General features: G+C 67.8%; 20 protein-coding genes. 14 read left to right on the forward strand and 6 right to left on the reverse strand.

The annotated features are described in order from the left end of the window. Nucleotides 1–375: 375 nt before the first annotated feature. Entirely contained in the window at nt 376–993 is a 618-nt protein-coding gene (locus OHA70_RS07990) for a hypothetical protein (protein WP_328330161.1), read from the reverse strand. Beyond that, complete coding sequence (locus OHA70_RS07995; RefSeq protein ID WP_328330163.1) at nt 986–2,914, reverse strand: acyl-CoA dehydrogenase family protein; 1,929 nt, start codon at nt 2,912–2,914, stop codon at nt 986–988. Before OHA70_RS07995 ends, OHA70_RS07990 begins: the two co-directional genes overlap by 8 nt. 102 nt (nt 2,915–3,016) lie before the next feature. On the opposite strand from OHA70_RS07995, the gene OHA70_RS08000 reads away from it, so the two are divergent. From OHA70_RS08000 to OHA70_RS08045, 10 genes are all read left to right on the forward strand, one after another. Then, complete coding sequence (locus OHA70_RS08000; RefSeq protein ID WP_442913875.1) at nt 3,017–3,421, forward strand: TOBE domain-containing protein; 405 nt, start codon at nt 3,017–3,019, stop codon at nt 3,419–3,421. Then, nucleotides 3,421–4,206: a molybdate ABC transporter substrate-binding protein gene (gene modA, locus OHA70_RS08005; protein ID WP_328330168.1), complete on the forward strand. Its 786-nt coding sequence runs from the start codon at nt 3,421–3,423 to the stop codon at nt 4,204–4,206. The genes OHA70_RS08000 and modA overlap by 1 nt, the downstream gene beginning before the upstream one ends. A 339-nt stretch (nt 4,207–4,545) precedes the next feature. Continuing rightward, nucleotides 4,546–5,352 carry a molybdate ABC transporter permease subunit gene (gene modB / locus OHA70_RS08010; protein WP_328330170.1) on the forward strand — a complete coding sequence of 269 codons (807 nt, stop codon included), beginning with the start codon at nt 4,546–4,548 and terminating at the stop codon, nt 5,350–5,352. Next, nucleotides 5,349–6,413, forward strand: coding sequence for an ABC transporter ATP-binding protein (locus tag OHA70_RS08015; RefSeq protein WP_328330172.1), 1,065 nt, complete (start codon nt 5,349–5,351; stop codon nt 6,411–6,413). The genes modB and OHA70_RS08015 overlap by 4 nt, the downstream gene beginning before the upstream one ends. 70 nt (nt 6,414–6,483) lie before the next feature. Then, a complete protein-coding gene (locus OHA70_RS08020) occupies nt 6,484–7,452 on the forward strand; it encodes a catalase (protein ID WP_328330173.1) in 969 nt (322 codons plus the stop codon). Nucleotides 7,453–7,691: 239 nt separating this feature from the next. Beyond that, nucleotides 7,692–10,253 (forward strand): class III lanthionine synthetase LanKC, encoded by a 2,562-nt coding sequence (gene lanKC, locus OHA70_RS08025; protein WP_328330175.1) that lies wholly within the window; start codon nt 7,692–7,694, stop codon nt 10,251–10,253. A gap of 4 nt (nt 10,254–10,257) precedes the next feature. Beyond that, nucleotides 10,258–10,395: a SapB/AmfS family lanthipeptide gene (locus OHA70_RS08030; protein WP_328330177.1), complete on the forward strand. Its 138-nt coding sequence runs from the start codon at nt 10,258–10,260 to the stop codon at nt 10,393–10,395. A 134-nt stretch (nt 10,396–10,529) separates the two neighbouring features. Then, nucleotides 10,530–12,497: a prolyl oligopeptidase family serine peptidase gene (locus tag OHA70_RS08035; RefSeq protein WP_328330179.1), complete on the forward strand. Its 1,968-nt coding sequence runs from the start codon at nt 10,530–10,532 to the stop codon at nt 12,495–12,497. Next, nucleotides 12,494–14,152, forward strand: coding sequence for an ABC transporter ATP-binding protein (locus OHA70_RS08040; protein WP_328330181.1), 1,659 nt, complete (start codon nt 12,494–12,496; stop codon nt 14,150–14,152). The genes OHA70_RS08035 and OHA70_RS08040 overlap by 4 nt, the downstream gene beginning before the upstream one ends. After that, nucleotides 14,149–15,858 (forward strand): ABC transporter ATP-binding protein, encoded by a 1,710-nt coding sequence (locus OHA70_RS08045; RefSeq protein WP_328330182.1) that lies wholly within the window; start codon nt 14,149–14,151, stop codon nt 15,856–15,858. The genes OHA70_RS08040 and OHA70_RS08045 overlap by 4 nt, the downstream gene beginning before the upstream one ends. Here OHA70_RS08045 and OHA70_RS08050 read toward each other — a convergent pair. Beyond that, a complete protein-coding gene (locus OHA70_RS08050) occupies nt 15,837–16,436 on the reverse strand; it encodes a response regulator transcription factor (RefSeq protein ID WP_328330183.1) in 600 nt (199 codons plus the stop codon). The two genes, OHA70_RS08045 and OHA70_RS08050, sit on opposite strands and share 22 nt — an antisense overlap. A 580-nt stretch (nt 16,437–17,016) precedes the next feature. Here OHA70_RS08050 and OHA70_RS08055 point away from each other — a divergent pair. Continuing rightward, on the forward strand, nt 17,017–17,661 hold the full coding sequence (locus tag OHA70_RS08055; RefSeq protein WP_328330184.1) for a transglycosylase family protein: 645 nt from the start codon (nt 17,017–17,019) through the stop codon (nt 17,659–17,661). A gap of 58 nt (nt 17,662–17,719) precedes the next feature. On the opposite strand, the gene OHA70_RS08060 is transcribed toward OHA70_RS08055, so the two are convergent. From OHA70_RS08060 to OHA70_RS08070, 3 genes are read right to left on the reverse strand one after another with little or no spacing between them, the layout of a single operon-like run. After that, complete coding sequence (locus OHA70_RS08060) at nt 17,720–18,367, reverse strand: class I SAM-dependent methyltransferase (RefSeq protein ID WP_328330186.1); 648 nt, start codon at nt 18,365–18,367, stop codon at nt 17,720–17,722. 6 nt (nt 18,368–18,373) lie between these two features. Continuing rightward, nucleotides 18,374–19,015, reverse strand: a complete 642-nt coding sequence (locus tag OHA70_RS08065) for a Pr6Pr family membrane protein (RefSeq protein WP_328330187.1) — start codon at nt 19,013–19,015, stop codon at nt 18,374–18,376. Nucleotides 19,016–19,056: 41 nt separating this feature from the next. Further along, the gene (locus OHA70_RS08070) at nt 19,057–19,608 is read right to left on the reverse strand and encodes a 2TM domain-containing protein (RefSeq protein ID WP_328330189.1); all 552 of its coding nucleotides are present in this window, start codon (nt 19,606–19,608) and stop codon (nt 19,057–19,059) included. Nucleotides 19,609–19,684: 76 nt separating this feature from the next. Here OHA70_RS08070 and OHA70_RS08075 point away from each other — a divergent pair, with 76 nt between their 5' ends. From OHA70_RS08075 to OHA70_RS08085, 3 genes are read left to right on the forward strand one after another with little or no spacing between them, the layout of a single operon-like run. After that, nucleotides 19,685–20,293 (forward strand): TetR/AcrR family transcriptional regulator, encoded by a 609-nt coding sequence (locus OHA70_RS08075; protein ID WP_328330191.1) that lies wholly within the window; start codon nt 19,685–19,687, stop codon nt 20,291–20,293. 54 nt (nt 20,294–20,347) lie between these two features. After that, complete coding sequence (locus tag OHA70_RS08080) at nt 20,348–20,866, forward strand: AAA family ATPase (RefSeq protein WP_328330192.1); 519 nt, start codon at nt 20,348–20,350, stop codon at nt 20,864–20,866. Between the two features lie 32 nt (nt 20,867–20,898). After that, on the forward strand, nt 20,899–23,010 hold the full coding sequence (locus OHA70_RS08085; protein ID WP_328330194.1) for a molybdopterin-dependent oxidoreductase: 2,112 nt from the start codon (nt 20,899–20,901) through the stop codon (nt 23,008–23,010).

Genomic DNA, 23,010 nt, shown 5'->3' on the forward strand with positions numbered 1-23,010 from the left:
GACCGGCGCCCCGGCGACACGGCCGGCGTCCTGCTTTGCCCCGAGAGGGCGGTTCGGCCCGAAGGAGGGAGGAACCGCGGACTCATTCCGTGACCGGCAGGGGAGGTACAGTCCGGTCGCGGACGGGAGTCGCGGTGCCACCTGGAGCCTTTTCGTCAGCGACCCGTCCGTCGCCGACAACTGAACGTTGTCACGGGGTAGCAGACCGCCGCCATGAGCACGGTCAAACATTTGCATTGATCTAGCGCAGGGCGACGCTGCGTATATACGGCGTCGCTTTCCGTACCCGTCAGTAGACAAGTTGCCTACCGCAACAACAATCCAGCGCTCAACCACCCCGACCGGTCTGGTCCGGTTAGGGGGTCGAGGCAACGATCAGTACGGGTAGGTGTCGTCCCGGCGGGTCGGGTCCAGGTCCCAGAGGGAGAACTGGACGACCTTGTGCGACTCCTCGCCACCGGCCGGGGTGAGGCCGACGGTGTCGTAGTCCTTGGAGCCGAGGCCGTCGAGGTAGCCGAGCAGCTCGAAGGCCGACCGGGCGTCCTCGATGTCGTCGATCACCTCGTCGTTCTGGGCCTCGTCCGCGCGGCTGCGGACGTAGGCGACGAACGCCTCGGGATCGGTCACCACGAAGTCGTACCGGGCCTGGTAGCTGAGCCGGATCCCGTTCTCCGGGACGATCGCCTCGTCCAGGTCGTCCAGGTCGCCGCGCTCGACCATCTCGCGGTAGTCGTCGGGGTCGTCGAAGTCGTCCGGACCCAGCGGCAGGTCGTCCAGCTCGTCGGGGTCGTACGAGTCGATGCCGAGGAAGATGTCTCCCCAGCCGCGCTCGTGCACCGCGTCGGCGAGGACCCGGGCCTGGACCCGGACGTTCTCGATCGCCGTGGTGGCCCGCAGATCGTGCAGGTCCAGGGCGTCGGCTTGCTCCAGCAGCACCTTCGCCAGTTCGCGGGCGGCCTCGGCGGCCGATGCGGGCTCAATCGGCTCACTCATGCTGAGACGGTACAACCATGGGCACATCCACCGCCGCGCCCGGTACGCCGAACGCGTCCACCAGCTCCCCGGCGTACGGGCGAACAGCCGCGCAAAGCTCGTTCACCAGGGCCGTGATCGCCTTCGACCGGCCGCCCGACAACCGCCCGTGCTCGATGTACCAGGCCCGCTCCGCCTCGATCGTCACGAGCGCGTGCAGGTCGTAGAGATCGCGCAGCCGCTCCCGCGGAGTACCTTCCGGCGCAGCCTGTACTGCGGCCAGGAACGCCTCCGACACCACCCGCTCCACATGCGCCCGGCCGGCCGCGATGACGTGATCCTGGCACCGGTTGAACACCTCGAACGCCTCGACTCCATCATCGATCCCGCGCTTGAGCCGTCGAGCCACCCCCGCCAGCATGTGCTCCTCCCGGAAGCGCAGCATGCCGGAGTGGTACGCGTCGTCCCGCAACCCGGCATCCGGGTCGGCCGAGTCGTTGCGGTTCGGCACCACGTCGCGCAGGCGCTCGATCAGCGTCCGCAGCGCCGTCTTCTCCACCGCGATCTCGACCGCCTGCGCCGCGATGAACCGGGCCGTCCCGAGCGGGTCGAGCTTGCCGAACGACTCCCGGTAGTTGGTCAGCAGCCCCTTCGCGACGAGCTGCAGCAACACCGTGTTGTCGCCTTCGAAGGTGGTGAAGACGTCGGTGTCCGCCTTCAGGGTTGCCAGACGGTTCTCCGCCAGGTACCCGGCCCCTCCACACGCCTCGCGGCACATCTGGATGGTCTCGGTCGCATGCCAGGTCCCCAGCGCCTTCGTACCGGCCGCCTGCGCTTCCAATGCGCGCTGGTCATGGTCGTTCTTTTCACCGTCGCCACCGAACAGGCGGACGAACTCCTCCACCAGCTCGGCTTGGGCGAAGTGGAGCGCATACGTCCGGGCGAGTAGCGGCAGGAGCCGGCGCTGATGCATGCGGTAGTCGAGCAGCAGAGCCTCGTCCGCGCTGCCGGGGGCGCCGAACTGGCGGCGGCGATCGGCGTACCGGATGGCGATGGTCAGGGCGACCTTGCTTGCGTTGATCGCGGCGCCGCCGACCGAGACTCGGCCCTGGACGAGAGTGCCGAGCATGGTGAAGAAGCGGCGGTCCGGGTTCTCGATCTCGCTGGAGTAGTTGCCTTCCGCATCGACCTGCGCGTAGCGGTCGAGCAGCGCGGTCCGCGGGACCCGGACCTGGTCGAAGACGATTCGGCCGTTGTCGACGCCGTTCAGGCCGAGCTTGGCACCACAGTCGGAGAGCGTGACGCCGGGCAGCGGGTCGCCGTCCTTTGTACGGATCGGGACGAGCAGGCAGTGCACGCCGTGCGTCTCGCCGCCGACCACGAGTTGCGCGAAGACGGCGGCCATCCGGCCGTGGCGGGCCGCGTTGCCGATGTAGTCCTTGCGCGCGGCGGCGGTCGGGGTGTGGATGACGAATTCCTCGGTCGCGGGGTCGTACGTCGCCGTAGTACCGAGTGCTTGGACGTTGGAGCCGTGACCGGTCTCGGTCATCGCGAAGCAGCCGAGCAGGCGGCCCTCGATCGCGTCGGTGAGGTACTCGTCGTGGTGCCGGGTCGTGCCGAGGTGCAGGATCGCGCCCGCGAACAGACCGAACTGCACACCTGCCTTCACCATCAGCGACAGGTCGCCGAACGCGAGCGTCTCGAACCCGGCGATGAAGCCGCCCAGATCGCCCTGCCCGCCGAACTCCTTCGGGAAGCCGCGGCCGGTGTGCCCCTCGGCGGTGATCTGCTGCATCACCGCTAGCACTTTGTCCCGGTACTCCGACCGGCTCAGCTCGAGTCCAGCGTCCAGCAGTTCGGCGTTCGCCGCCAGCCCGTCGCGGACCAGATCCCTTGCCGCTTTGTGCGGCCCGTCCAGATATTCGCGCAGCCCCGTGCTCATGGTGACAACCTAATCCGCGGGCTCAGCGGGCGCTGTGACGACGCTCGCGTTCGTGGCCGGTAACCGAAAATGGCATACAGAATGCGCAAATGCGGCGATAAGATGCCGTTCATGCCGAATTTGCGGATCAGTGAGGCTGCTGCGCTGCTCGGAGTCAGTGATGACACCGTGCGCCGGTGGGTCGACCAGGGGCGGTTGCCGGCCGTTCAGGACGGTGGCCGGATGGCCGTCGAGGGTGCGGCGCTGGCCGCCTTCGCGCAGGAGCTGGCGGAGTCGCCCGAGCCGGGTGCCACCACGGCCGCGTCGGCCCGCAACCGCATGCGCGGCATCGTCACGCGCGTCGTCAAGGACGGCGTGATGGCTCAGGTGGAGCTGCAGGCCGGCCCGTTCCGGGTCGTGTCGCTGATGAGCCGGGAAGCGGCGGACGAGCTCGGCCTGGAGCCGGGCGTGATCGCTGTCGCGTCCATCAAATCCACCCATGTCGTCGTCGAGATCCCGGAGGCCTGATGTTCCGCCGCACCCTTGCAACCGCCGTCACTGCCGTTGCTGCCCTGACCTTGGTGAGCTGCGGGGACGACACCCCGGCGGCCTCGTCCCCGAGCAGCAGCTCCAGCAGTACTGCGAGCCTCTCGGGCACGATCAACGTATTCGCGGCGGCATCGCTGACCGGGACCTTCACCCAGCTCGGCAAGGACTTCGAGGCCGCGCACCCCGGCGTCAAGGTGGTCTTCAACTTCGCCGGCAGCTCCGCGCTCGCCGAGCAGATCAACCAGGGCGCGCCCGCTGACGTCTTCGCCTCGGCCGCCCCGAAGAACATGGACCAGGTGACCGACAAGGGCACCCCGACCACGTTCGTCAAGAACGAGCTGGAGATCGCCGTCCCCAAGGGCAACCCCGGCAAGATCACCGGCCTTAAGGACTTCACCGACAAGAACCGCAAGATCGCCCTCTGCGCCGTCGAGGTCCCCTGCGGCGCCGCCGCCGACAAGGTCTTCAAGGCAGCCGGCCTCACTCCCCAGCCCGACACCTTGGAGAAGGACGTCAAGGCAGCCCTCACCAAGGTCAGCCTGGACGAGGTAGACGCCGCCCTCGTCTACAAGACGGATGTCCTCGCCGCCAAGGACAAGGTAGAAGGCATCGAATTCCCCGAGGCGTCCAAGGCGATCAACGAATACCCCATCGCCACCCTCACCAACTCCAAGACTCCCGACACCGCCAAGGCCTTCGTCGACTACGTCCTCTCCCCAGCCGGCACCAAGCTCCTAACCGCCGCCGGCTTCGAAGCCCCTTAACCAACCCCGCCCCACACCCGGCCCGAGACCACGGTGCCCCTCCACCCCGCCCCCGCCCCACACCCGGCCCGAGGCCCGTGCCCCCCTCCACCTCGTCCCCATCTCAGGGGTTAACCCCCCACGTTGTGGGTTGCCACCCCATTTTCGCGGGTGGCAACCCACGATTTCGGGGGTTAACCCCCGAAATGGGGACGGGGTGGGTGGGCCGGGGGGCGCGGAGGGATGGGTCGTGGGGTCTACCGAGGGGTGGGTTCGTGGGGGGCTCCACTCTCCTGGCGACTGGTCTGCGTGGAGCGCGGGGCGGCGGGTTCTGGGAGGTGAGGTGAGATCTTGGGTGGCGTGAAGAGGCGGCGGCAGCGGGTTGGTGGGCGGTTGCCTGCTGTGTTGCTGCTGCCTGCGCTGCTCGGGTTGGCCTTTCTCCTAGTACCGCTGGTTGGACTACTGGCTCAGGCGCCTTGGTCGACGTTGCCGGAGCGGTTGTTCAGTGCTGCGGTTGGGGAGGCGCTGAAGCTTTCGTTGATCTGCGCGACGAGTGCGACGGTGATCTGTTTGGTTTTTGGGGTGCCCCTGGCTTGGTTGCTTGCGCGGGCGGAGCTTCCTGGGCGGGGGATCATCCGGGCGTTGGTGACTGTGCCGTTGGTGTTGCCGCCGGTGGTTGGTGGGGTGGCGTTGCTGCTGGTGCTCGGGCGGCGCGGGCTGGTGGGTGAGCGGCTGGATCTGTGGTTCGGGTTCACGTTGCCGTTCACGACCGCCGGGGTGATCGTCGCCGAGGCGTTCGTGGCGATGCCGTTTCTGGTCATCTCGGTGGAGGGCGCGTTGCGAGCCGCCGATCCGCGGTACGAGGAAGCGGCGGCCACGTTGGGCGCCAGTCGGTGGCTGACGTTCAGGAGGGTCACGTTGCCGTCGATCGCGCCGGGCATCGTGGCGGGTGCGGTGCTGTGCTGGGCCCGTGCCCTCGGTGAGTTCGGCGCGACGATCACCTTCGCCGGCAACCTCCCCGGCCGTACGACGACGATGCCCCTCGCCGTCTACCTCGCATTGGAGTCCGACCCCGACGTCGCCGTAGTACTCAGCATCGTGCTCCTGGCGGTCTCGGTCGTCGTACTGGCCTGCCTGCGCGAGCGTTGGATCAGTGGTCTCCGATGACCCTGTACGCCGATCTGCACGTGACCCGCGACGCCTTCCGACTCGACCTCGACCTAGCCGTCGAGCCGGGCGAGGTCGTCGCCCTGCTCGGCCCCAACGGCGCCGGCAAGACCACGGCCCTCCGCGCGATCGCCGGCCTGCTCCCGATCACCGACGGCAGCATCCGCCTCGACGACACCCTCTGGGACGAACCGCCGAAGACCTTCCGCTCGGCCGACCACCGCCCGATCGGAGTCGTCTTCCAGGACTACCTGCTCTTCAACCACCTGAGCGCCCTCGAGAATGTCGCCTTCGGCCTCCGCGCCCGCGGCACCGACAAACGCACAGCCCGCGCCGTGGCGGCCCGCTGGCTCGAGACGGTCGGCCTCACGGAGTACGCGAAAACCCGCCCACGCGCCCTCTCCGGCGGCCAAGCCCAACGCGTAGCCCTGGCCCGCGCCCTGGCCACCTCCCCCGACCTACTACTACTCGACGAGCCCCTCGCAGCCCTCGACGCGAGCACCACCCTCCACATCCGCGCCGAGCTGGGCCAGCACCTCCAGCGGTACGAAGGCCGCACCCTCCTCGTCACCCACGACCCCCTCGACGCGATGGTCCTCGCCGACCGCCTGGTCATCGTCGAGCACGGCAAGATCGTCCAAGAGGGCCCACCCACCGAGATCGCCCGCCGCCCGCGCACGGAGTACGTAGCACAACTCGTAGGCCTCAACCTCTACCGAGGCACGGCAGCCGGTACCACCGTCACCCTCACCGACGGCGGCACCCTCACCATCGCGACTCCCTCCGAGGGCAAGGTCTTCGTCGCCTTCCCACCCTCAGCCGTCAGCCTCTACCCGGAACCCCCGACCGGCACCCCACGCAACACCTGGCCCATGCAGGTAGCCGGCATCGAGCAACACGCCCACACCGTCCGCGTCCGCCTGACCCCTCACAACTCCCCCGCCCCCGCAACCCTCCTCGCCGACATCACCACCGCAGCAGTAGCCGACCTCCACCTCGCTCCCGGCCAAAAACTCCACGCCACCCTCAAGGCCACCGAGGTCCAGACGTACCCGGCATAAGTTCATCTGTCGGTTGCCTGGTGCAACATTCGGGAGGGCGGATACTGGGTGGGACCGCTGGATCCACCCGATGGGAGAAGCCGTGGCCGAGCCGAGTACCGACTGGCGTGAAGTGATCGACCCCGGGGAGGCCGCGCGGCACGAGGCGCAGGGCAAGGCCTTCGCCGAGATGCAGGGGCGGAAGGACGAGAAGTTCGGGACCGGCCGGGCGCTGCACCGCAAACAGCTCGCGGCCATGCGGGCGACGCTGGAGGTACCGGGCGATCTGCCCGCGCACGCCAAGCAGGGCATCTTCTCCATCCAGAACAAGTACGACACCTGGCTCCGGCTCTCCAACGGCGGCTTCAACCGGGCACCGGACAGTACTCCGGACATCCGCGGCTTCTCCATCAAGGTGCTCGGCGTCTCCGGCAAGGGCGCGCTCGGCGGCGAGGCGACCTCGCAGGACTTCGCGCTGATCAACCACGAACGGTTCAGCTCGCCGACCAGCGAGGACTTCACCACAGTCGTCACCACCGGCGGCAGTACCCCGGGCAAGCTCCTGCTGCGGGTGCTCAAGAACCCCGGAATGATCCCCCAGCTGAAACTCGTCCAGACCGCGCTGAAAGAGCCCTTCAGCGGTTTCGCCACGAACGACTTCTTCAGCGCCGCCCCGGTCTCCTTCGGCCCGTACGCCGTCCGGGTGAAGCTGGCCGCTGCGTCCGACCAGGTCAACGCTCAAGCGAGTGAGGACTGGGCCGCCGACCTCTACCAGCGGCTCGACCAGGGGCCGCTGAGCTACGACTTCCAGGTGCAGTTCTTCACCGACGAGCAGCACACCCCGATCGAGGACGCCTCGAAGGTCTGGGACGCGCCGTACCTGACCGTCGGCAAGCTGACGATCTTCCGGCAGCACCCCGACCCGGACTTCGGCGCGGAGGTCGAGTCGGCCAAGTTCGACCCCTGGAACGCACTCGTCGAGCACCGCCCGCTGGGCGAGGTGATGCGCGCCCGAAAGGTCGCCTACTTCGCCAGCCAGCAGCACCGGTCGGCCGAGTAAGACCTCGCACGAGGAAAGTCGCGACAAGTTACGCCCTGTTACGTCACCGCCACTGAATGGCATCATGTAACAGCGTTTTCACCGCTCAAAGTGATCGCGACGTAACAAAGAGTGGTTACTTACCCACTCGTAGGGTGTGAGTTCTTCACGGTCTAGTCGTGACGTCATGCACTACGCCAGCCCTCCTCCCGTTGCCCAAGATGTGCCGGGCACACCAACGAGAGGGGGGATGAATCGTCATGGAAAGTTACGAGCTCTACTGCTTGGCCGACCGGCGGTTCTACGACTCCCCGACCAACCGTGGTGCCGAGCACCCTGACTTCGCGCTCTGTGCGCGGCCGGTCCCGGCCGGCTGGAGCCACGTCCCCGGCGAGACCTGGATGCACTACGCGCCGGACGGTCTCGAGCTGCCGGCCCAGGGCTGGAAGATCCATGTCTCCTCCGGGCTCGAGGACGCCGAGAAGACACTCGCCGTGGTGTGGGACTACTGCGTCCCCCGCGGCATCGCGTTCAAGTTCCTGCGCAACGAGCCCGTGATGGTGATGGTCAACTCGAAGTCCGCCCCGCGCGGTTCGAGCGGCAAGCTCGTCACGATCTACCCGACCGACGAGGCCCAGCTGGAGCTCGTCCTCAAGGAGCTCGACGGCCTCCTGCAGGGCGTCCGCGGGCCGTACATCCTGAGCGACCTCCGGTACGCCGAAGGCCCGCTCTTCGTCCGGTACGGCGCTTTCGTCAGCCGGTACTGCCTCAACGAAGGCGGCGAGCGCGTGCTCGCCCTCTCCGATGACTCCGGCGGACTGGTCCCGGACCATCGCGGCCCGACCTTCTCGATGCCGCCGTGGATCGCCCTGCCGCCTTTCCTGCAAGAGCATCTGGACGCGCGCAACTCGGTCACCACGAACGAGCTGGCGTACACGATCGAAGGCGTCATCCAGTTCTCCAACGGCGGCGGCGTGTACCTCGGCCACCACAACGAGACCGGCGCGAAGGTCGTACTGAAGGAGGGCCGGCCGCTCGCCGGGCTGGACATGAGCGGCCGCGACGCGGTCGCCCGGGTCGGCCACGAGCGCGACATCCTGCAGCGCCTCGAGGGCCTCGACGTGGTCCCGAAGGTGCACGACTACTTCGAGCTGGGCGAGCACCACTTCCTGGTCCAGGAGTTCGTCGACGCGAACCCGCTCCAGCGCGAACTGGTCCGCCGCTACCCGCTGACCCACCCCGACGCGACCGAGGCCGAGCTGGCGGAGTACGCCGAATGGGCCGCGCGCATCGTCACCGACGTCCAGGCCGCTGTCGCTCAGCTGCACGGGCGAGGTGTCGTCTTCTGCGACCTGCACCCCGACAACGTCTTGCTCAGCAACGGTGAGCGGATGGTGCTGATCGACTTCGAGGTCGCGACGCTCGTCGAGGAGCAGGCCCGGTCGGCGCTCGCCCATCCCGGGTACGCCGCTCCCGGCGACCGGCAGGGCCCGGACGTCGACCTCTACGCACTGGCCTGCATCACGCTCGGCCTGTTCGCGCCGCAGACGACGATGCTGCTGAATCTCCATCCCAGCAAGGCTTTCCAGCTCGCCGACATGATCGCCGAGACCTTTTCGGTGCCTCGCCAGACGCTCGATCAGGCAGTCCGCACGATCGTCGGTCCCGAGCTGACCAGCGACCCCGAGATGGAGTCGCTCGCGCTGCCGGGTCGCGCCGAGTGGGTCGATGTGCGAGCGGCGCTCGCCAAGGCGATCGTGGCCAGCGCCACTCCCGAGCGCGACGACAGGTTGTTCCCTGGCGACATCGCCCAGTTCCAGCCCGGCGGGGGGACCAACCTTGCCACTGGTGCAGCGGGGGTGCTTTATGCCCTTGCTCAGACTGGGGGCGGGCGCTTCCCGGAGTACGAGGACTGGCTGCGCAAGCACGCCTTGACCAGCGAGATGGGCCCGGGCCTGTACGACGGGCTGCACGGTATCGCGCATGTCCTCAACGACCTCGGTCATGAGCAGGACGCGCTGGACCTGGTCGAGCGCACGCTGGCCGACGAGCTCGCGACGCGTGAGCTCGGACTGCACAGCGGCCTGGCCGGTATCGGTCTCAACCTGCTGCACTTCACCGGCGAGCCAGTCCTGCGGGCCAAGGCGATCCATGTGGTCGACCTGGTGGCAGACCGACTCGGCGACGTCACCGACGTACCGGAGACCAGCGGTGGGGACAAGCCGCGGGCCGGGCTGATGTACGGCTCGTCCGGACCGGCGCTGCTCTTCCTCGAGGCTTACGAGCTGACCGGCGACACCGGACTGCTGGATCTGGCCGAGATCGCCATCCGGCAGGATCTGCGGCGCTGTCTCCAGACGCCCGACGGCACTCTCCAGGTGAACCAGGGCTGGCGCACACTTCCTTATCTGGAAGAGGGTTCGGCCGGTATCGCCCTCGTGCTGCAACGGTTCCTGGGGCTCCGGCCCGACTCGGAGCTGGCGCCGCAGCTCGAACCCCTGCGACGGGTCGCCCGTTGCTCCTACTACGTCCAGCCAGGCCTGTTCATGGGTCGCGCCGGTCTCCTCCTCGCCGCTCCGGCGCTGGGTGTCGAGACCACCGACCTGGTGCGCGGACTCGGCTGGCACGCGATGCCGTTCGAAGGCGGCCTCGCGTACCCCGGCAACCAGTTGCTCCGTCTCTCGATGGACCTGGCGACCGGATCGGCCGGCGTCCTGCTGGCCCTGGGTGCGGCGCTGCACGAGCAGCGCGTCACCCTCCCGTTCCTCGGACCTCCCCAGTGGTCCGAGTCCCCATCCCTACTCACCTCGAAGGAGGTGTAAACAAATGGCACTTCTCGACCTTCAGGGTCTGGAGACCCCGGGCTACGGTCACGGCGGGCACGGCCACGGTGGCTCCACGCTCACCGTGCTGGGCTGTGGTTCCCAGCGTCCGAGCAACCTGAGCCTTCTGCTCTGCCACTGATCGGGCCACGGGGCCGCGCCGCCGGACGTCGAGTGATGACGAAGGCGGTGTGACCCTCAGGTTCCGGGGGCCCTGGGTGGGCAGCATTCCCACCCAGGGCCGAACCTGTTTTCCCCCAACGGGAGGAGGCACCCGTGCAAGACTTCGACCTGAGCTACCCCGACGCCGAGCGTCTGCCGCTCGTCGATCACCTGCACGGCCACGCGATCCCCGATCCGTATCGCTGGCTGGAAGACGCCGCCACGCCGCAAACCCAAGCCTGGCAGGCGATCCAGGACCAGCTCTGGCTGAACCAGGCGACCACGCTCCCCGGGCGGTACCAGCTCCGCAACCGGGTCCGAGCACTGTCCAGCGTCGGCTCGGTCTCCACTCCCGTCTGGCGCGGCGACCGCTGCTTCGTCCTCCGCCGCTCCGCCGCGCAGGAACATCCGGTCCTGTACGTCGATGACGCGGTCCTGCTCGATCCCCAGCAACTCGACCCGACCGGCCTCACCACGCTCGACAGCTGGCAGCCCTCCCCCGACGGAGCCCTGCTCGCTTTCCAGGTCTCCCGTGGCGGCTCCGAACAGTCGATCCTTCACGTCCTCGACGTCGCCTCCGGCGTCATGGTCGACGGTCCGCTCGATGGTTGCCGCTACTCCCCTATTGCTTGGCTCCCCGATGGGAAGTCCTTCTATTACGTACGATTCCGGCAGGTGCTGCGCCATGTCGTCGGCCGGTCCGACGACGAGCGGGTGCTTCCCGGCGAAGCGTCGTACGGGCTGGATCTCAGTGCCGACGGCCGCTGGCTGACGATCTCGGCGGCGCGCGGTACTGCGAACGATCTGTGGCTCGCCGATCTCACTTCGGACCAGCCGCCGGCCGTCGTCCAGCAAGGCGTCGACGCGATCACCGTCATGTCGGTGTGCCGCGAGGGACGCCTGTACGTCGTGACGACCCGCGATGCGCCGACCGGCAAGATCTGTGTCGGCGATCCCGAGGACCCGACGGTCTGGCGCGACTACGTCCCGGCGGATCCTTCAGCGCCGTTGAGCAGTCTGGCGATTCTCGACAAGGTGGTCCTGGTCGGGCGGACCAGGAACGCGGTCGGCGAGATCGCGATCCACGACCTCGTCACCGGGCGGTACCTGGGCGACGTACCGCTGCCGGGCGTCGGCTCGATCGGTTCACTGGTGAGCCGGCCGGAAGGCGACAACCAGGTCTGGTTCTCCTACACGGACAGCGTCACGCCGGCGGCGGTCTACCAATACGACGTGACCTCGGGTCGTACGACGCTGTGGTCGCCGCCGCCCGGCGCGATCGGCGCCGCGGATGCCGAGTCGTGGCAGGTCGACTTCGCCTCCGCGGACGGCACCGAGCTGCAACTGCTCGTCGTCGGCAAGCCGGGCGAGCACGGCCCACGACCGGCGATCCTTTATGGGTATGGGGGTTTCGGGCAGTCGCTCACCCCGACGTACTCCGCCTTCGCGCTCGCTTGGGTCGCGGCCGGCGGCATCTTCGTCACGGCCACCCTGCGTGGCGGCGGGGAGCGCGGCGACGACTGGCACAGGGCAGGCATGCTCGACCAGAAGCAGAACGTCTTCGACGACTACTTAGCCGCCGCCGAAACGCTGATCGCCGAAGGCTGGACCACGCCCGACCAGTTGGCCCTCTGCGGCGAATCCAACGGCGGCCTCTTGGTCGGCGCCGCCATCACCCAACGCCCAGAACTCTTCGCCGCCGCCGTCTGCTCAGCACCGCTGCTGGACATGGTCCGCTACGAACACTCCGGCCTGGGCGCCAGCTGGGTACCCGAGTTCGGCTCGGCCTCCAACCCGGCTGAGTTGGCGACGTTGCTCTCCTACTCCCCGTACCACCGAGTCCAGCCAGGCGTGAAGTATCCGGCGGTCCTCTTCACCGTCTTCGGCGGTGACACCCGAGTAGACCCCTTACACGCTAGAAAAATGTGCGCCGCCCTCCAACACGCCACCGACGGCGACCGCCCCGTCCTCCTGCGCCTCGAGCCAGACTCCGGCCACGCGGGCGGCTCCGCCAGCAAAGGCATCGGCCTGGCCGCAGACATGCTCGCCTTCCTAGCCCACCACACCGGGCTCATCAAATGACTCCCACCAGCTTTGGCGCTGTCGCCCGGCATGGGGGCTGGTGGTTGCCGGTGATCGCCGTGACCGCATTGGCTGGTAGTGGGGTGGCGCTCGCTTTGCCTTCTGTGCTTGGGCATTCGGTTGATGCGATCGTCGCCGGGGTTGGCTACGGCAAGTGGTTCGCCATCGCCGCCGCATTGATTGCCACCGGCATCATCTGTAGCTTGATCGACGTTTTCGCCGGTACGGCGTGTGTCGCCGGTACGACCGCCTGGCTGCGTCACCGCCTGGTCAGCCACGTCGTCAACGGCGGCCCGGAAGGGACCCGCGAGTTCGACCCCGGCGACCTGGTCAGCCGCGTCTCCGGGAACACCTCCGACGCCGCCCAAGCAGGCCCGGCAGCCGTCACCACAGTCGCCGCGATGGCTCCCCCGATCGGCAGCCTCGTCCTGCTCGCGCTCATCGACCCCTGGCTGGCCGTCGCTTTCTTCGGCGGTGTCATCCTCGTCGTCGGCGTACTTTTCGTCTTCGCCCGCCGCACCGCCGAGCTCAGCCTCGCCTACCAAGAAACCCAAGGCCGCATCTCCGCCCTCCTCACCGAGGCAGTCGCCGGCCTCCGCACCATCTCCGCCGCCGGCACCACGGGCCGCGAGGAACGTCGCATCCTCGGCTTCCTCCCCGACCTCCACAAACACGGCCTCGAGACCTGGAAGGTCCTAGCCCGCTCCGGCGCCCAAGCCGCGATCGTCGGCCCACTGGTCCTCGTCGCCGTCCTCGCCGTCGGCGGCCTCCAACTAGTCGACGGCCGCATCACCGCCGGCGAACTCTTCGCCGCCAGCCAGTACGCCGTACTAGGCGCGGGACTCGGCAGCCTCACCGGCGTCATCGGCGAGATCGCCCGAGCCCGCGCAGGCATCCACCGCGCAGCCGAGGTCTTCGCCATCACCCCCGTCGCCCACGGCCTACTCCACCTGCCGCCCGGCCCCGGCCGCCTGACCTTCGACGGCGTCACCGTCTTCGGCGAAGAATCCGCCCTGCTCCAAAACATCCACCTGGACCTCCCCGGCGGCGCAACCGTGGCCGTGGTCGGCCCCAGCGGCGCCGGTAAGTCCGTCCTCGCCGGGCTGGCCGCGCGCCTCCGCGACCCCCACTTCGGGCAGGTCCTGCTGGACGGCGTACCGCTCCAAGCCCTCAACCGCCAAGCCCTCCGTACTGCGGTCGGCTGCGCCTTCGAGCGCCCGACCCTCGTCGGCACGACCGTCGGCGACGCCATCTCCCACGACGCCATCGGCCCCGTCCGAACCTTGGCCGCAGCCCGTGCCACCCACGCGCACGACTTCGTCAGCCGCCTCCCCGACGGCTACTTCACCCCGTTGCCCAAGGCCCCTATGTCAGGTGGCGAGCGCCAACGCCTCGGCCTGGCCCGTGCCTGGCCAGCGAATCGCCTGCTGGTGCTGGACGATGCGACCTCCAGCCTCGACACCGCGACCGAGATGCAGATCAGCAAGACCCTCACCGAGGACCGACACCACCGGACCCGCCTGATCGTCACCCACCGAACCGCGACCGCAGCCCGAGCCGACCTCGTCGTCTGGCTCGACGGCGGCCGCGTCCGGGCAGTCGGCGAACACCAGGAGCTGTGGCAGGACGAGTCCTACCGCGAGGTCTTCGGATGAGGCGCGAACTCGCTTACGGCGCCGCCGCCCTGCGCAAACGATCGACGGTCAAGCTCGCACTCTGGTCGATCCCGGACATTCTCCCGACGGCCATCTACGGTGTCGCCGTCGCCCACGCCACCGACAACTTCCTCGACGGCCACGCCTGGCAAGGCATCGCCTGGCTCGGCGGGCTGATCGCAGCGGCCTGCTTCGGCGCCGCCGGTTCCCACCAGGTCTACGGCCGCCTCGGCCACCTCGTCGAACCCTTGCGAGACGACCTCGTACGCCGGGTTGTCGGTGGCGCCCTGCGAACCGGTGACGAGGCAGCGGTGGCCCGCTTGAACCGCCAAGTCGAGATCGTCCGCGACACGTTCGCCGGCCTCGTGCTGGTGATTCGCAACTTCGCCGTCACGCTGCTCGGAGTACTGGTCGGGCTGTTGTCGTTGGCGCCTTTGGTCGCGGCGTTCGTCGTACCGCCGTTCCTGGTCGGCTTTGCGTTGTCGCTGGGCGTGCTCGGGATGGCTGCCGATCGGGTGCGTGCCTCGTTGCAGGCCGACGAGGAGTTGGCGACGGCCGCTGGGATGACGTTCAGCGGAGTACGGGATATCGCGGCTACTGGGGCTGAGGAGTTCGCGGAAGGCCTTGTGGGGAAGCCGATCGAGGCGCAGGCGGCAGCCGAGCGATCGCTCGCGAAGGTGGCGGCCCTGCGGACGTTGTGCTTTGCAGTCGGTGGTTGGATGCCGTTGCTGATCCTGATGGCAGTAGGCCCGTGGTTGGTTGGGCGCGGGATCAGCACCGGCACGCTGCTCGGTGGTCTTACCTATGTACTTGTCGGGCTCCAGCCGGCTTTGAGCACCGTGATGGGCGCGCTCGGCGAGAGTGGGCTGCGGTACGTCATCACGCTCGGGCGCATCCTCGATTCGGCGGCCCCGACACCGGCGCCGCGTCCTGTCGATGAGGTGAACGGGTACCAGCTTCGCCTGCGCGGCCTGACCTTCGCCTACGGACCTGCCGCGGATCCCGTGCTCGAGGACCTCGACCTGACCGTGGCTGAAGGCGAGCACCTGGCCGTGGTCGGGCCGAGTGGCATCGGCAAGTCCACTCTCGCCGGACTCGTCTGCGGCATGCTCGCACCGACGAGCGGGCGGCTGTCGCTCGGCGGCGTACCGCCCAGCGAAGTACCGGTCGAGCGGCTGGCCGCGACGCGGGTACTGATCCCGCAGGAGGCGTACGTCTTCAGCGGGCCGTTGATGGAGAACCTCACCTACTTGCTTCCGGACGCGACGATCTCCGAGGTCATGCAGGCCGTCGAAGCCATCGGTGCTGAGCGATTGGTCGAACGACTCGGTGGCTACGGCGCTCGGGTACGACCGAGCGACCTGTCCGCCGGCGAGCGTCAGCTGATCGCGCTCACCCGTGCCTACCTGTCACCGGCGCCGCTGGTCGTCCTCGACGAGGCGACCTGCTTCCTCGATCCGGAGACCGAGCGACGCGCGGAGGAGGCGTTCGCCAGGCGCGGCGGCACGTTGATCGTGATCGCCCACCGGATCAGCTCCGCTCTGCGCGCCCGCCGCATCCTCGTCCTGGATGGCAGCAAGGCCGCGATCGGCACCCACCACACGCTGATGCGGAGCTCACCGCTCTACCGCGAACTCCTCGGCCACTGGCAGCCGACCGCCCATCAGATGCAGGGCGAGCGGGATCAGATCCAGCCCGCGTCCTGAGCCTTGCGGATCGCCTCGATCCGGCTGCGCGCCCCGGTCTTCGCGAGGATCCGGGACAGGTAGTTCCGCACGGTGCCGGCGCTCAGGCTGAGGGTCCGGGCGATCTCCTGCGCGGTCGCGCCGGTCGTCACCTGCCGCAGCACCTCACACTCGCGATCGGTGAGCGGATTGTCACCTGCCTTGAGTGCGGCGACCGCGAGCCGGACGTCGACCACCGGCAGTCCCTTGGCGACATCGCGCACCGCCTCGACCAGCTGGTCGGTCGACGAGTCGGTCGCGATCAGCCCGATCCGGGGCGCCTGCTTGACCAGTGCGAGGCTGGTCGCGGCGATCGCCTCGTGGTCGATCAGCACCAGCACGCCACGGCCGGTCAGTTTGCGGCACAGGTCCTCGATCCCGACCTTGCCAGGCAGTTGGGGATCGAGCAGCACGACGTGCGGCCGGCGGCCGATCGCGATCATCACCTCGTCCGAGGACTCCACCTCGGCCACCACGTCCAGGTCGTTCTCTCGGGACAACACCGCGGCCAGTGCACCTCGCACCATCGTGCCGCGGTGGCCGAGGAGTACTCGGATCACCGCACGCCCCCATCACGTCGATTGCCTCAGCACGGCACCGCCCAGGCGTTGGCCGGGTGCCGTCCTTCCCTCAACGAGCGAACTCCGAAGAGGGCACGCGTGAATCCGGTCGGGTGCCTGAAGCAAGCGCTTGTCCACAAGCTGAGAAGACCGGCCTGAAACCGATCTGTTTCAGGCGGGAAACCGTTCTGTTGTTGGGTTTTCGGGATCTTCGGAGTCTGCGAAATCTTCTGCGGATCTACTCATCCCTCTTGCGTTCCGGGATTCCTTCGAGCACGATGGGCCGATCACGTCGTTACCGATGCGTGATCATTCGGACGCTGTCTCGTGATCTGCCCGGATGCCCGTCCCCTGCACCCCGAAGGGAGTGGTACCTCACCAGACTGCGGAGCCCGGTACGGCCGTTCGAGCTCGGACGGCCGGTGATCCGAGCCTCACGCACCCAGGTGACGTCCACCTTCACCACCCTCCGGCCGCACTTGCCCGGAGTTCTGGTTCTCGGGGCAAGTGCGCACGCGGCTGAATCATCCGGGCAAGAGAAAACTCACCATGCCCACAGCTCATGAGGAGCAGACCCCTGATGTCCAAAGCTCGACATGCCCGCCCCCGGCGAAGTACCCGCCGGGTAGTCCGGACCCTCTCGATCGCCGGCCTCGGTGCCGGGATCACCGCCGCAGGAGCGGGTGGCGCGTTCGCCGCCGACTACAAGGTGAAGGCCGGTGACACGCTGTCGGAGATCGCCCAGGCCAACGGCGCCGACTGGCACCAGCTCGCGAAGCTGAACAATCTGAGCAACCCGAACCTGATCCTGATCGGTCAGACCCTCAAGCTCGACGGCGTGAGCGCGACCGCCGTCCGGCAGACCGAGAAGAAGAAGCGGGTCGCCCCCAAGACCCGGACGGTCAAGAAGTCCACGGTCCACAAGAAGACGTACAAGGCTCGCCCGACCCGCTCGAACGATCGCCCCTCGACCGGCAGCGGCAATGCGAACCTGAGTGGTGCCTGGGCCAAGGTGGCCAACTGCGAGTCCAGCGGCAACCCCAAGGCCGTGAACCCGGCGGGCTACTACGGCCTGTTCCAGTTCGACCTGCAGACCTGGCGCAGTGTCGGCGGCTCCGGCAACCCGACCAAGGCGTCGGCGGCCGAGCAGCTGATGCGCGCGAAGAAGCTGTACGCCCAGCGTGGCGCCTCCCCGTGGCCGGTTTGCGGGAAGTACCTGCGCTGACGCGCCACTGCGGCCCGCGGGCGGACCCCCAACCCCTCGCCCGCGGCCGCAGTTCTTCTTACTTGCTCAGTACCAGCATCTGATCCGCGCCGACCTGGAACTCGTACGGCACCTTGCGGATCTCGGATCGCACCGGGCGTAGGTCTTCGAGCAGCTCCGGTAGATACGAAACCTCCTCGCCCGCTCCCTGCTGCACGAGCGGGAAGATCCGTACCTCCGAACGGCTGACCCGGACAAGTTCCCGCAGCGCGGCGAGATGCCAGTCGCGGTCGTACTTGTCGGCCCAGGTGAAGAGCAGGTGCGAACACAGCACCAGGTCGAACCGCCCGTCCTCGAACGGCAACTCGGGCAGGCTGCCCGCGACGTACCGCTCGGGCGCCGTCATCACATCCTGCAGAAAGCGATCGGCTGCCTCGATCCGCAGGTCGTCCTTCCGGCCGGGATCCCCGTACCAGTGCCAGACGAAACTGGCTGCGTGCTCATCGACGATCTGCGCGCCGGCCGGCAGGCTGCGGCGTACCGTGTCGACGAGGTCCGGCGTCGGCAGCTCGTAGGCCTGGTCGACCGCGACGGCGTCGACGCCCCGAGCGGCCGCCTCGGCGGTGAAGCTCGACCCGCCGGCACAGCAGTCGAGGATCGAATCGGGCAACTCGGTCAAGTCGAACATCGCCTCGTACTCGGCGTACGAGCGAGATGTCACCAACACGGGGAACTACCTCTCGACGGTCTGTCTGCTGAGTCGGCGGTCGAGAAGGGTGGCCCCGGCTGCCAGAGCGAGGAACAGTAGCGCGACGAACAGACAGTTCAACAGGACCTGGCCGTAGCCGTGCAGGCTGACGTCGATGAACGGGTACGGATAGAAGCCGGTGCCCTCGCCGCGGATCAGCGTGAACGCCACCCAGAGCAGCGGATAGACCACCGACCAGGCGACGATCCTGCTGTCGGTCTGCCCGCGCGGTCCGGTCAGCAACCACCCCAGTACGCCGAGCAGCGGAGTGGCCGTGTGGACCAGCAGGTTCGCGACCCACGCCCAGCCGGACAAGCTGTCGCTGCCGGCGAGCACCAGGTGGTACACGATCCCGGTGACCGCGATGCAGAGCACGCCGTTGAGCCGAAGCGTCTTGAAGAGCGTGCCATCACCTGCTTTGCCGAGCGCGAGAAGCAGACAGGTCCCACCGAGCAACAGGTTGGACTGGATCGTGAAGTAGGCGAAGACGTTGAGAACCCGCTCGGGATTCTCCTTGTAGAACCCCTCACCGCCGGCGGACGTCGCCGTCACGAGGCACTGCATGACGACACCCACTGCGACCACCAGCGCCGTCACACCGGCCCAGACCCGCCCCGCCTTTGTCATGCTGAGCAATCTACGGCTTGGGAGCGGGTCTGGCCGGGAGGTCAGGCGGCTTGCTCGACCTTCTTCTTCTCGTCCTCGTCGGCGTCCACCTTGAAGCTGAACGAGACGAACCAGTCGATCACGAGCACGATCGTCCAGGTCCCCGCCGGGCCGAGCAAGGCGTCGAAACCTCTGCCGGACAGCAGGCCGAGAGCGATCATCACGGCTACACCGACGGCGTACGCGAGCAAGTGGCGGTACCAGCCGCGACGCTCGTGCTGCGCCTTCTCGCGAGACCCCTTCTTCAGCTTCCGCGGCCGCGGCCCACCGGCCAGCTTGTACGCCGCCCAGCCGTCTGCCCACTTCAAGCTCTGGTGGCCGAAGCCGACGCTGACCCCGATGAAGATCGCAGCCAGCGAATGCCTGAACGCCGGCTCACCACCGGACCGGATGTCGATCACGCTGGCGACCAGCATCACCACGTCCACCAGCGGCACCATCGCGAGCAACACCATGCCTACCTTCGGCAGGCGCAGCAGGTAGCGCGTCACCATCCCGGCGGCGAGCAGGACCCAGAAGCCGATCTCACAGCCTGCGATCACAGCGAGCAGCACGGAACTCAGCCCTCCATTGATTTCGTACGCTTGTGTTTATACAGCGACTCTAACACGATTGTGCTAAAAAGGGCAGATGCCGAAGATCGTCGACCACGACACCCGCCGCGAGGAGATCGCCCAGGCGCTCTGGCGGGTGGTCCGCCGCGACGGCATCCGCGCCGCCTCGGTCCGCTCCGTCGCTGCCGAGGCAGGATGGTCCGCCGGCGCCGTCCGCTACTACTTCCCCGACCAGGCGGGCCTGGTCGCCTTCGCGATGGACCTGGTCTCCCGCCGGGTCGGCGACCGGATCAGAGCACTCGACACCACCGGCCCGCTGACCGACGTCGTACTGCGCTTCCTCGAAGAGGTGATCCCGCTCGATCCCGAACGGCAGGCAGAGTTCGACATCTGGCTCTCCTTCATCGCCCAGGCCCAGGCCGAGTCCGGCGCCGGCGGCCTGCGCGAAGTACTCACCCCGGTCCACCAAGGCCTCCGCGACCTCTGCAAATCGCTGCTCCACTCGCTGTCCCAGGCCGACGCCCTCCGCCCGGATCTCCACCTCGACCTCGAGACCGATCGCCTCCATGCCCTCATCGACGGCCTCTCCCTGCACGCGGCCTTGCAGCCCACGGCCAGCACCCCGGAACGGGTCCGCGAGATCCTTCGCGCCCACCTGATGGACCTACAACCGTTGCGGCCCTGAAGAATATGGATCAGCCCTGACTAAAAGGCTCTCCCACGTGGCACGATCACCCACATGGAGACCGAGGGGGTGATCGTCATCAGCGGGATCATGGCGGCCGGCAAATCCACCGTCTCCCAACTTCTCGCCGAACGATTCCAATACGGCGTCCATCTGCACGGTGACGTCTTCCGCCGGATGATCGTGAGTGGTAGGGCGTCGGCCGCGACCGACAACGGCGACGAGGCGCAGAAGCAGCTCAAGCTTCGCTACCGGCTGGCCTGCCTGGTGGCCGACGGCTATGCGCAGGGCGGCTTCACGGTAGTACTCGAGGACGTCGTGATCGGCGAGCTGCTGCGGGAGTTCCTCGACGGCATCGAGACCCGCCCGCGCTACCTCGTCGTACTCACTCCACGGCCGGACGTGATCCACGACCGGCTCGGCTACGGCCACGAGCATTCGATCGACGAGCTCGACTACGAGCTGCACGCCTTCAGCCCGCGCCGCGGCCTCTGGCTGGACAACTCCGACCTCTCCCCGCACGAGACCGTCGACGCCATTCTCGGCCGACTCGACGAGGCGAAGTTCGAGTAGTCGGCATGGCTACTCCAGAGTAGGTTGGCTGGATGGCGACCGTACGGCGTACTTCGTGCAATCTGTGTGAGGCCATCTGCGGCGTGCTCGTGACCGTCGAGAACGGCCGCGTCACCGACATCCGCGGCGACGAGGCGGATCCGTTGTCCCGTGGACACATCTGCCCGAAAGCCGTCGCCCTGCGCGATCTCCAGGAGGACCCCGACCGCCTCACCCAGCCGGTACGCCGTACTGCCACCGGCTGGCAAGAGCTCGGCTGGGACGAGGCGTTCACGTACGTCGCCACCCGGCTGCGAGAAGTCCAGCAGGCATCCGGCCGGAACTCGATCGGCGTCTACCTCGGCAACCCGAACGTGCACAGCGTCGGCGCGATGACGCACATGCCGACCGTGGTCCGGCTTTTGAAGACCCGCAACCGGTTCAGCGCGACGTCGGTCGACCAGCTGCCGCACATGCTCGCGGTCCATCTGCTCTACGGGCATCAGCTGATGGTCCCGGTCGCGGACATCGACCGGACGTCGTACCTGCTGATGCTCGGCGCGAATCCGCTCGCGTCGAACGGCAGCATGATGACGGCGCCCGGCTTCGGGCGGCGGCTCAAGGAAGTACAGAAGCGTGGTGGTCGGGTCGTGGTGATCGATCCGCGGCGGACCGAGACGGCCGCGGTCGCCGACGAGCATCAGTTCGTGAAGCCGGGTACGGATGCTGCGTTTTTGTTGGCGTTGATTCACGTCATCTTGGCTGACGGGGTTGTTGCGGTGCCTTCTTATGTCGATGGGTTGTCGACTATTGAGGAGGTGACGCGGGAGTGGACGCCGGAGCGGGCGGCTTCGGTGACCGGGATTGCGGCGGAGGACATCCGGCGGCTGGCGCGGGAGTTCGCGGCTGCCGACAAGGCTGCTTGTTATGGGCGGCTCGGGGTGTCGACCCAACAGTTCGGGGCGATCTGCCAGTGGGCTGTGCAGGTGCTCAACATCATCACCGGCAATCTCGATCGGCCGGGTGGGTCGATGTTCCCGCGGCCGGCGGTCGATACCTTGCGTGGAATCGGGCGGGGGCATATCGGGGCGTGGACTAGCCGGGTACGGTCGCTGCCGGAGTTCGGGGGCGAGTTGCCGGCGTCGGTGATGGCCGAGGAAATTCTGACGCCTGGTGACGGACAGATCCGCGCGATGGTGACGATCGCGGGCAACCCGGTGCTGTCGACCCCCAACGGACGGCGGCTGGACGAGGCGCTGCCGACGCTGGACTTCATGGTGTCGGTCGATCCGTACATCAACGAGACGACGCGGCATGCTGACGTGATCCTGCCGCCTACTCCGCCGTTGGAACGGGAGCACTACGACTTGGCTTTCCACCAACTCGCAGTACGGAACACTGCTCGGTGGAATGACGCCGTACTGCCCCGGCCGTCCGAGTCTCGGCACGACTGGGAGATCTTCCGCGGGCTGGGGCTTGCTCTCCTCGGCCCTGTTGGGCGGAACCGCAAGAAGCTGATCACCTCCCTGCGACTGCGCTTGTCGCCTCGTCGGATCGTCGATCTGGGGCTGCGGATCGGGCCTTACCGTTTGTCCGTCCGTAAGCTGCGGAAGTCTGTCGGTGGGGTGGATCTCGGACCGCTACAGCCTTGTTTGCCGGGGCGGCTGTACACGAAGACGAAGCGGATCGATCTCGCGCCGACGATGATCCTCGACGATCTGCCTCGGGCTTTCACTGCATTGTTCTCTGGTACTTCATCTGGCGCTTCCGAGGATGGGCTGTTGCTGATCGGGCGGCGGCACCTGCGCAGCAACAACTCGTGGATGCACAACTCGGCCCGCCTGGTGAAGGGCAAGCCGCGCCACCAATTGCTGATGAACCCGTCCGACCTGCTGTCCCGCGAGCTCGTCGACGGCCAGTTGGTCGAGATCACCTCGGCGGCCGGCTCCATCTCGGTAGAGGTTGCCTCTAGCAACGACATGATGCCGGGCGTGGTCAGCCTGCCGCACGGCTTCGGGCATGGGCGGCCGGGCGCAAAGCTGTCGGTGGCCAACGGGGTCGCGGGCGCTAGTTCCAACGACATCACCGACCCGCTTTTCACTGACCCCATCGCGGGTACTGCCGCGCTCAACGGCGTACCGGTGAAGGTGACGGCTGCTCGCTGA

This window comes from Kribbella sp. NBC_00382, from assembly GCF_036067295.1.
Classification (GTDB): Bacteria; Actinomycetota; Actinomycetes; order Propionibacteriales; family Kribbellaceae; genus Kribbella.

Bases quoted from the DNA above. Each gene is read 5' to 3' on its own strand.
- OHA70_RS07995 (WP_328330163.1), bottom strand. From the start codon at position 2,914: ATGAGCACGGGGCTGCGCGAATATCTGGACGGGCCGCACAAAGCGGCA.
- OHA70_RS08080 (WP_328330192.1), top strand. From the start codon at position 20,348: ATGGAGACCGAGGGGGTGATCGTCATCAGCGGGATCATGGCGGCCGGC.
- OHA70_RS08030 (WP_328330177.1), top strand. From the start codon at position 10,258: ATGGCACTTCTCGACCTTCAGGGTCTGGAGACCCCGGGCTACGGTCAC.
- OHA70_RS08040 (WP_328330181.1), top strand. From the start codon at position 12,494: ATGACTCCCACCAGCTTTGGCGCTGTCGCCCGGCATGGGGGCTGGTGG.
- OHA70_RS08015 (WP_328330172.1), top strand. From the start codon at position 5,349: ATGACCCTGTACGCCGATCTGCACGTGACCCGCGACGCCTTCCGACTC.
- OHA70_RS08085 (WP_328330194.1), top strand. From the start codon at position 20,899: ATGGCGACCGTACGGCGTACTTCGTGCAATCTGTGTGAGGCCATCTGC.
- OHA70_RS08075 (WP_328330191.1), top strand. From the start codon at position 19,685: ATGCCGAAGATCGTCGACCACGACACCCGCCGCGAGGAGATCGCCCAG.
- OHA70_RS08045 (WP_328330182.1), top strand. From the start codon at position 14,149: ATGAGGCGCGAACTCGCTTACGGCGCCGCCGCCCTGCGCAAACGATCG.
- modA (WP_328330168.1), top strand. From the start codon at position 3,421: ATGTTCCGCCGCACCCTTGCAACCGCCGTCACTGCCGTTGCTGCCCTG.
- OHA70_RS08065 (WP_328330187.1), bottom strand. From the start codon at position 19,015: ATGACAAAGGCGGGGCGGGTCTGGGCCGGTGTGACGGCGCTGGTGGTC.
- OHA70_RS08000 (WP_442913875.1), top strand. From the start codon at position 3,017: ATGCCGTTCATGCCGAATTTGCGGATCAGTGAGGCTGCTGCGCTGCTC.
- lanKC (WP_328330175.1), top strand. From the start codon at position 7,692: ATGGAAAGTTACGAGCTCTACTGCTTGGCCGACCGGCGGTTCTACGAC.
- OHA70_RS08055 (WP_328330184.1), top strand. From the start codon at position 17,017: ATGTCCAAAGCTCGACATGCCCGCCCCCGGCGAAGTACCCGCCGGGTA.
- OHA70_RS07990 (WP_328330161.1), bottom strand. From the start codon at position 993: ATGAGTGAGCCGATTGAGCCCGCATCGGCCGCCGAGGCCGCCCGCGAA.
- OHA70_RS08020 (WP_328330173.1), top strand. From the start codon at position 6,484: ATGGGAGAAGCCGTGGCCGAGCCGAGTACCGACTGGCGTGAAGTGATC.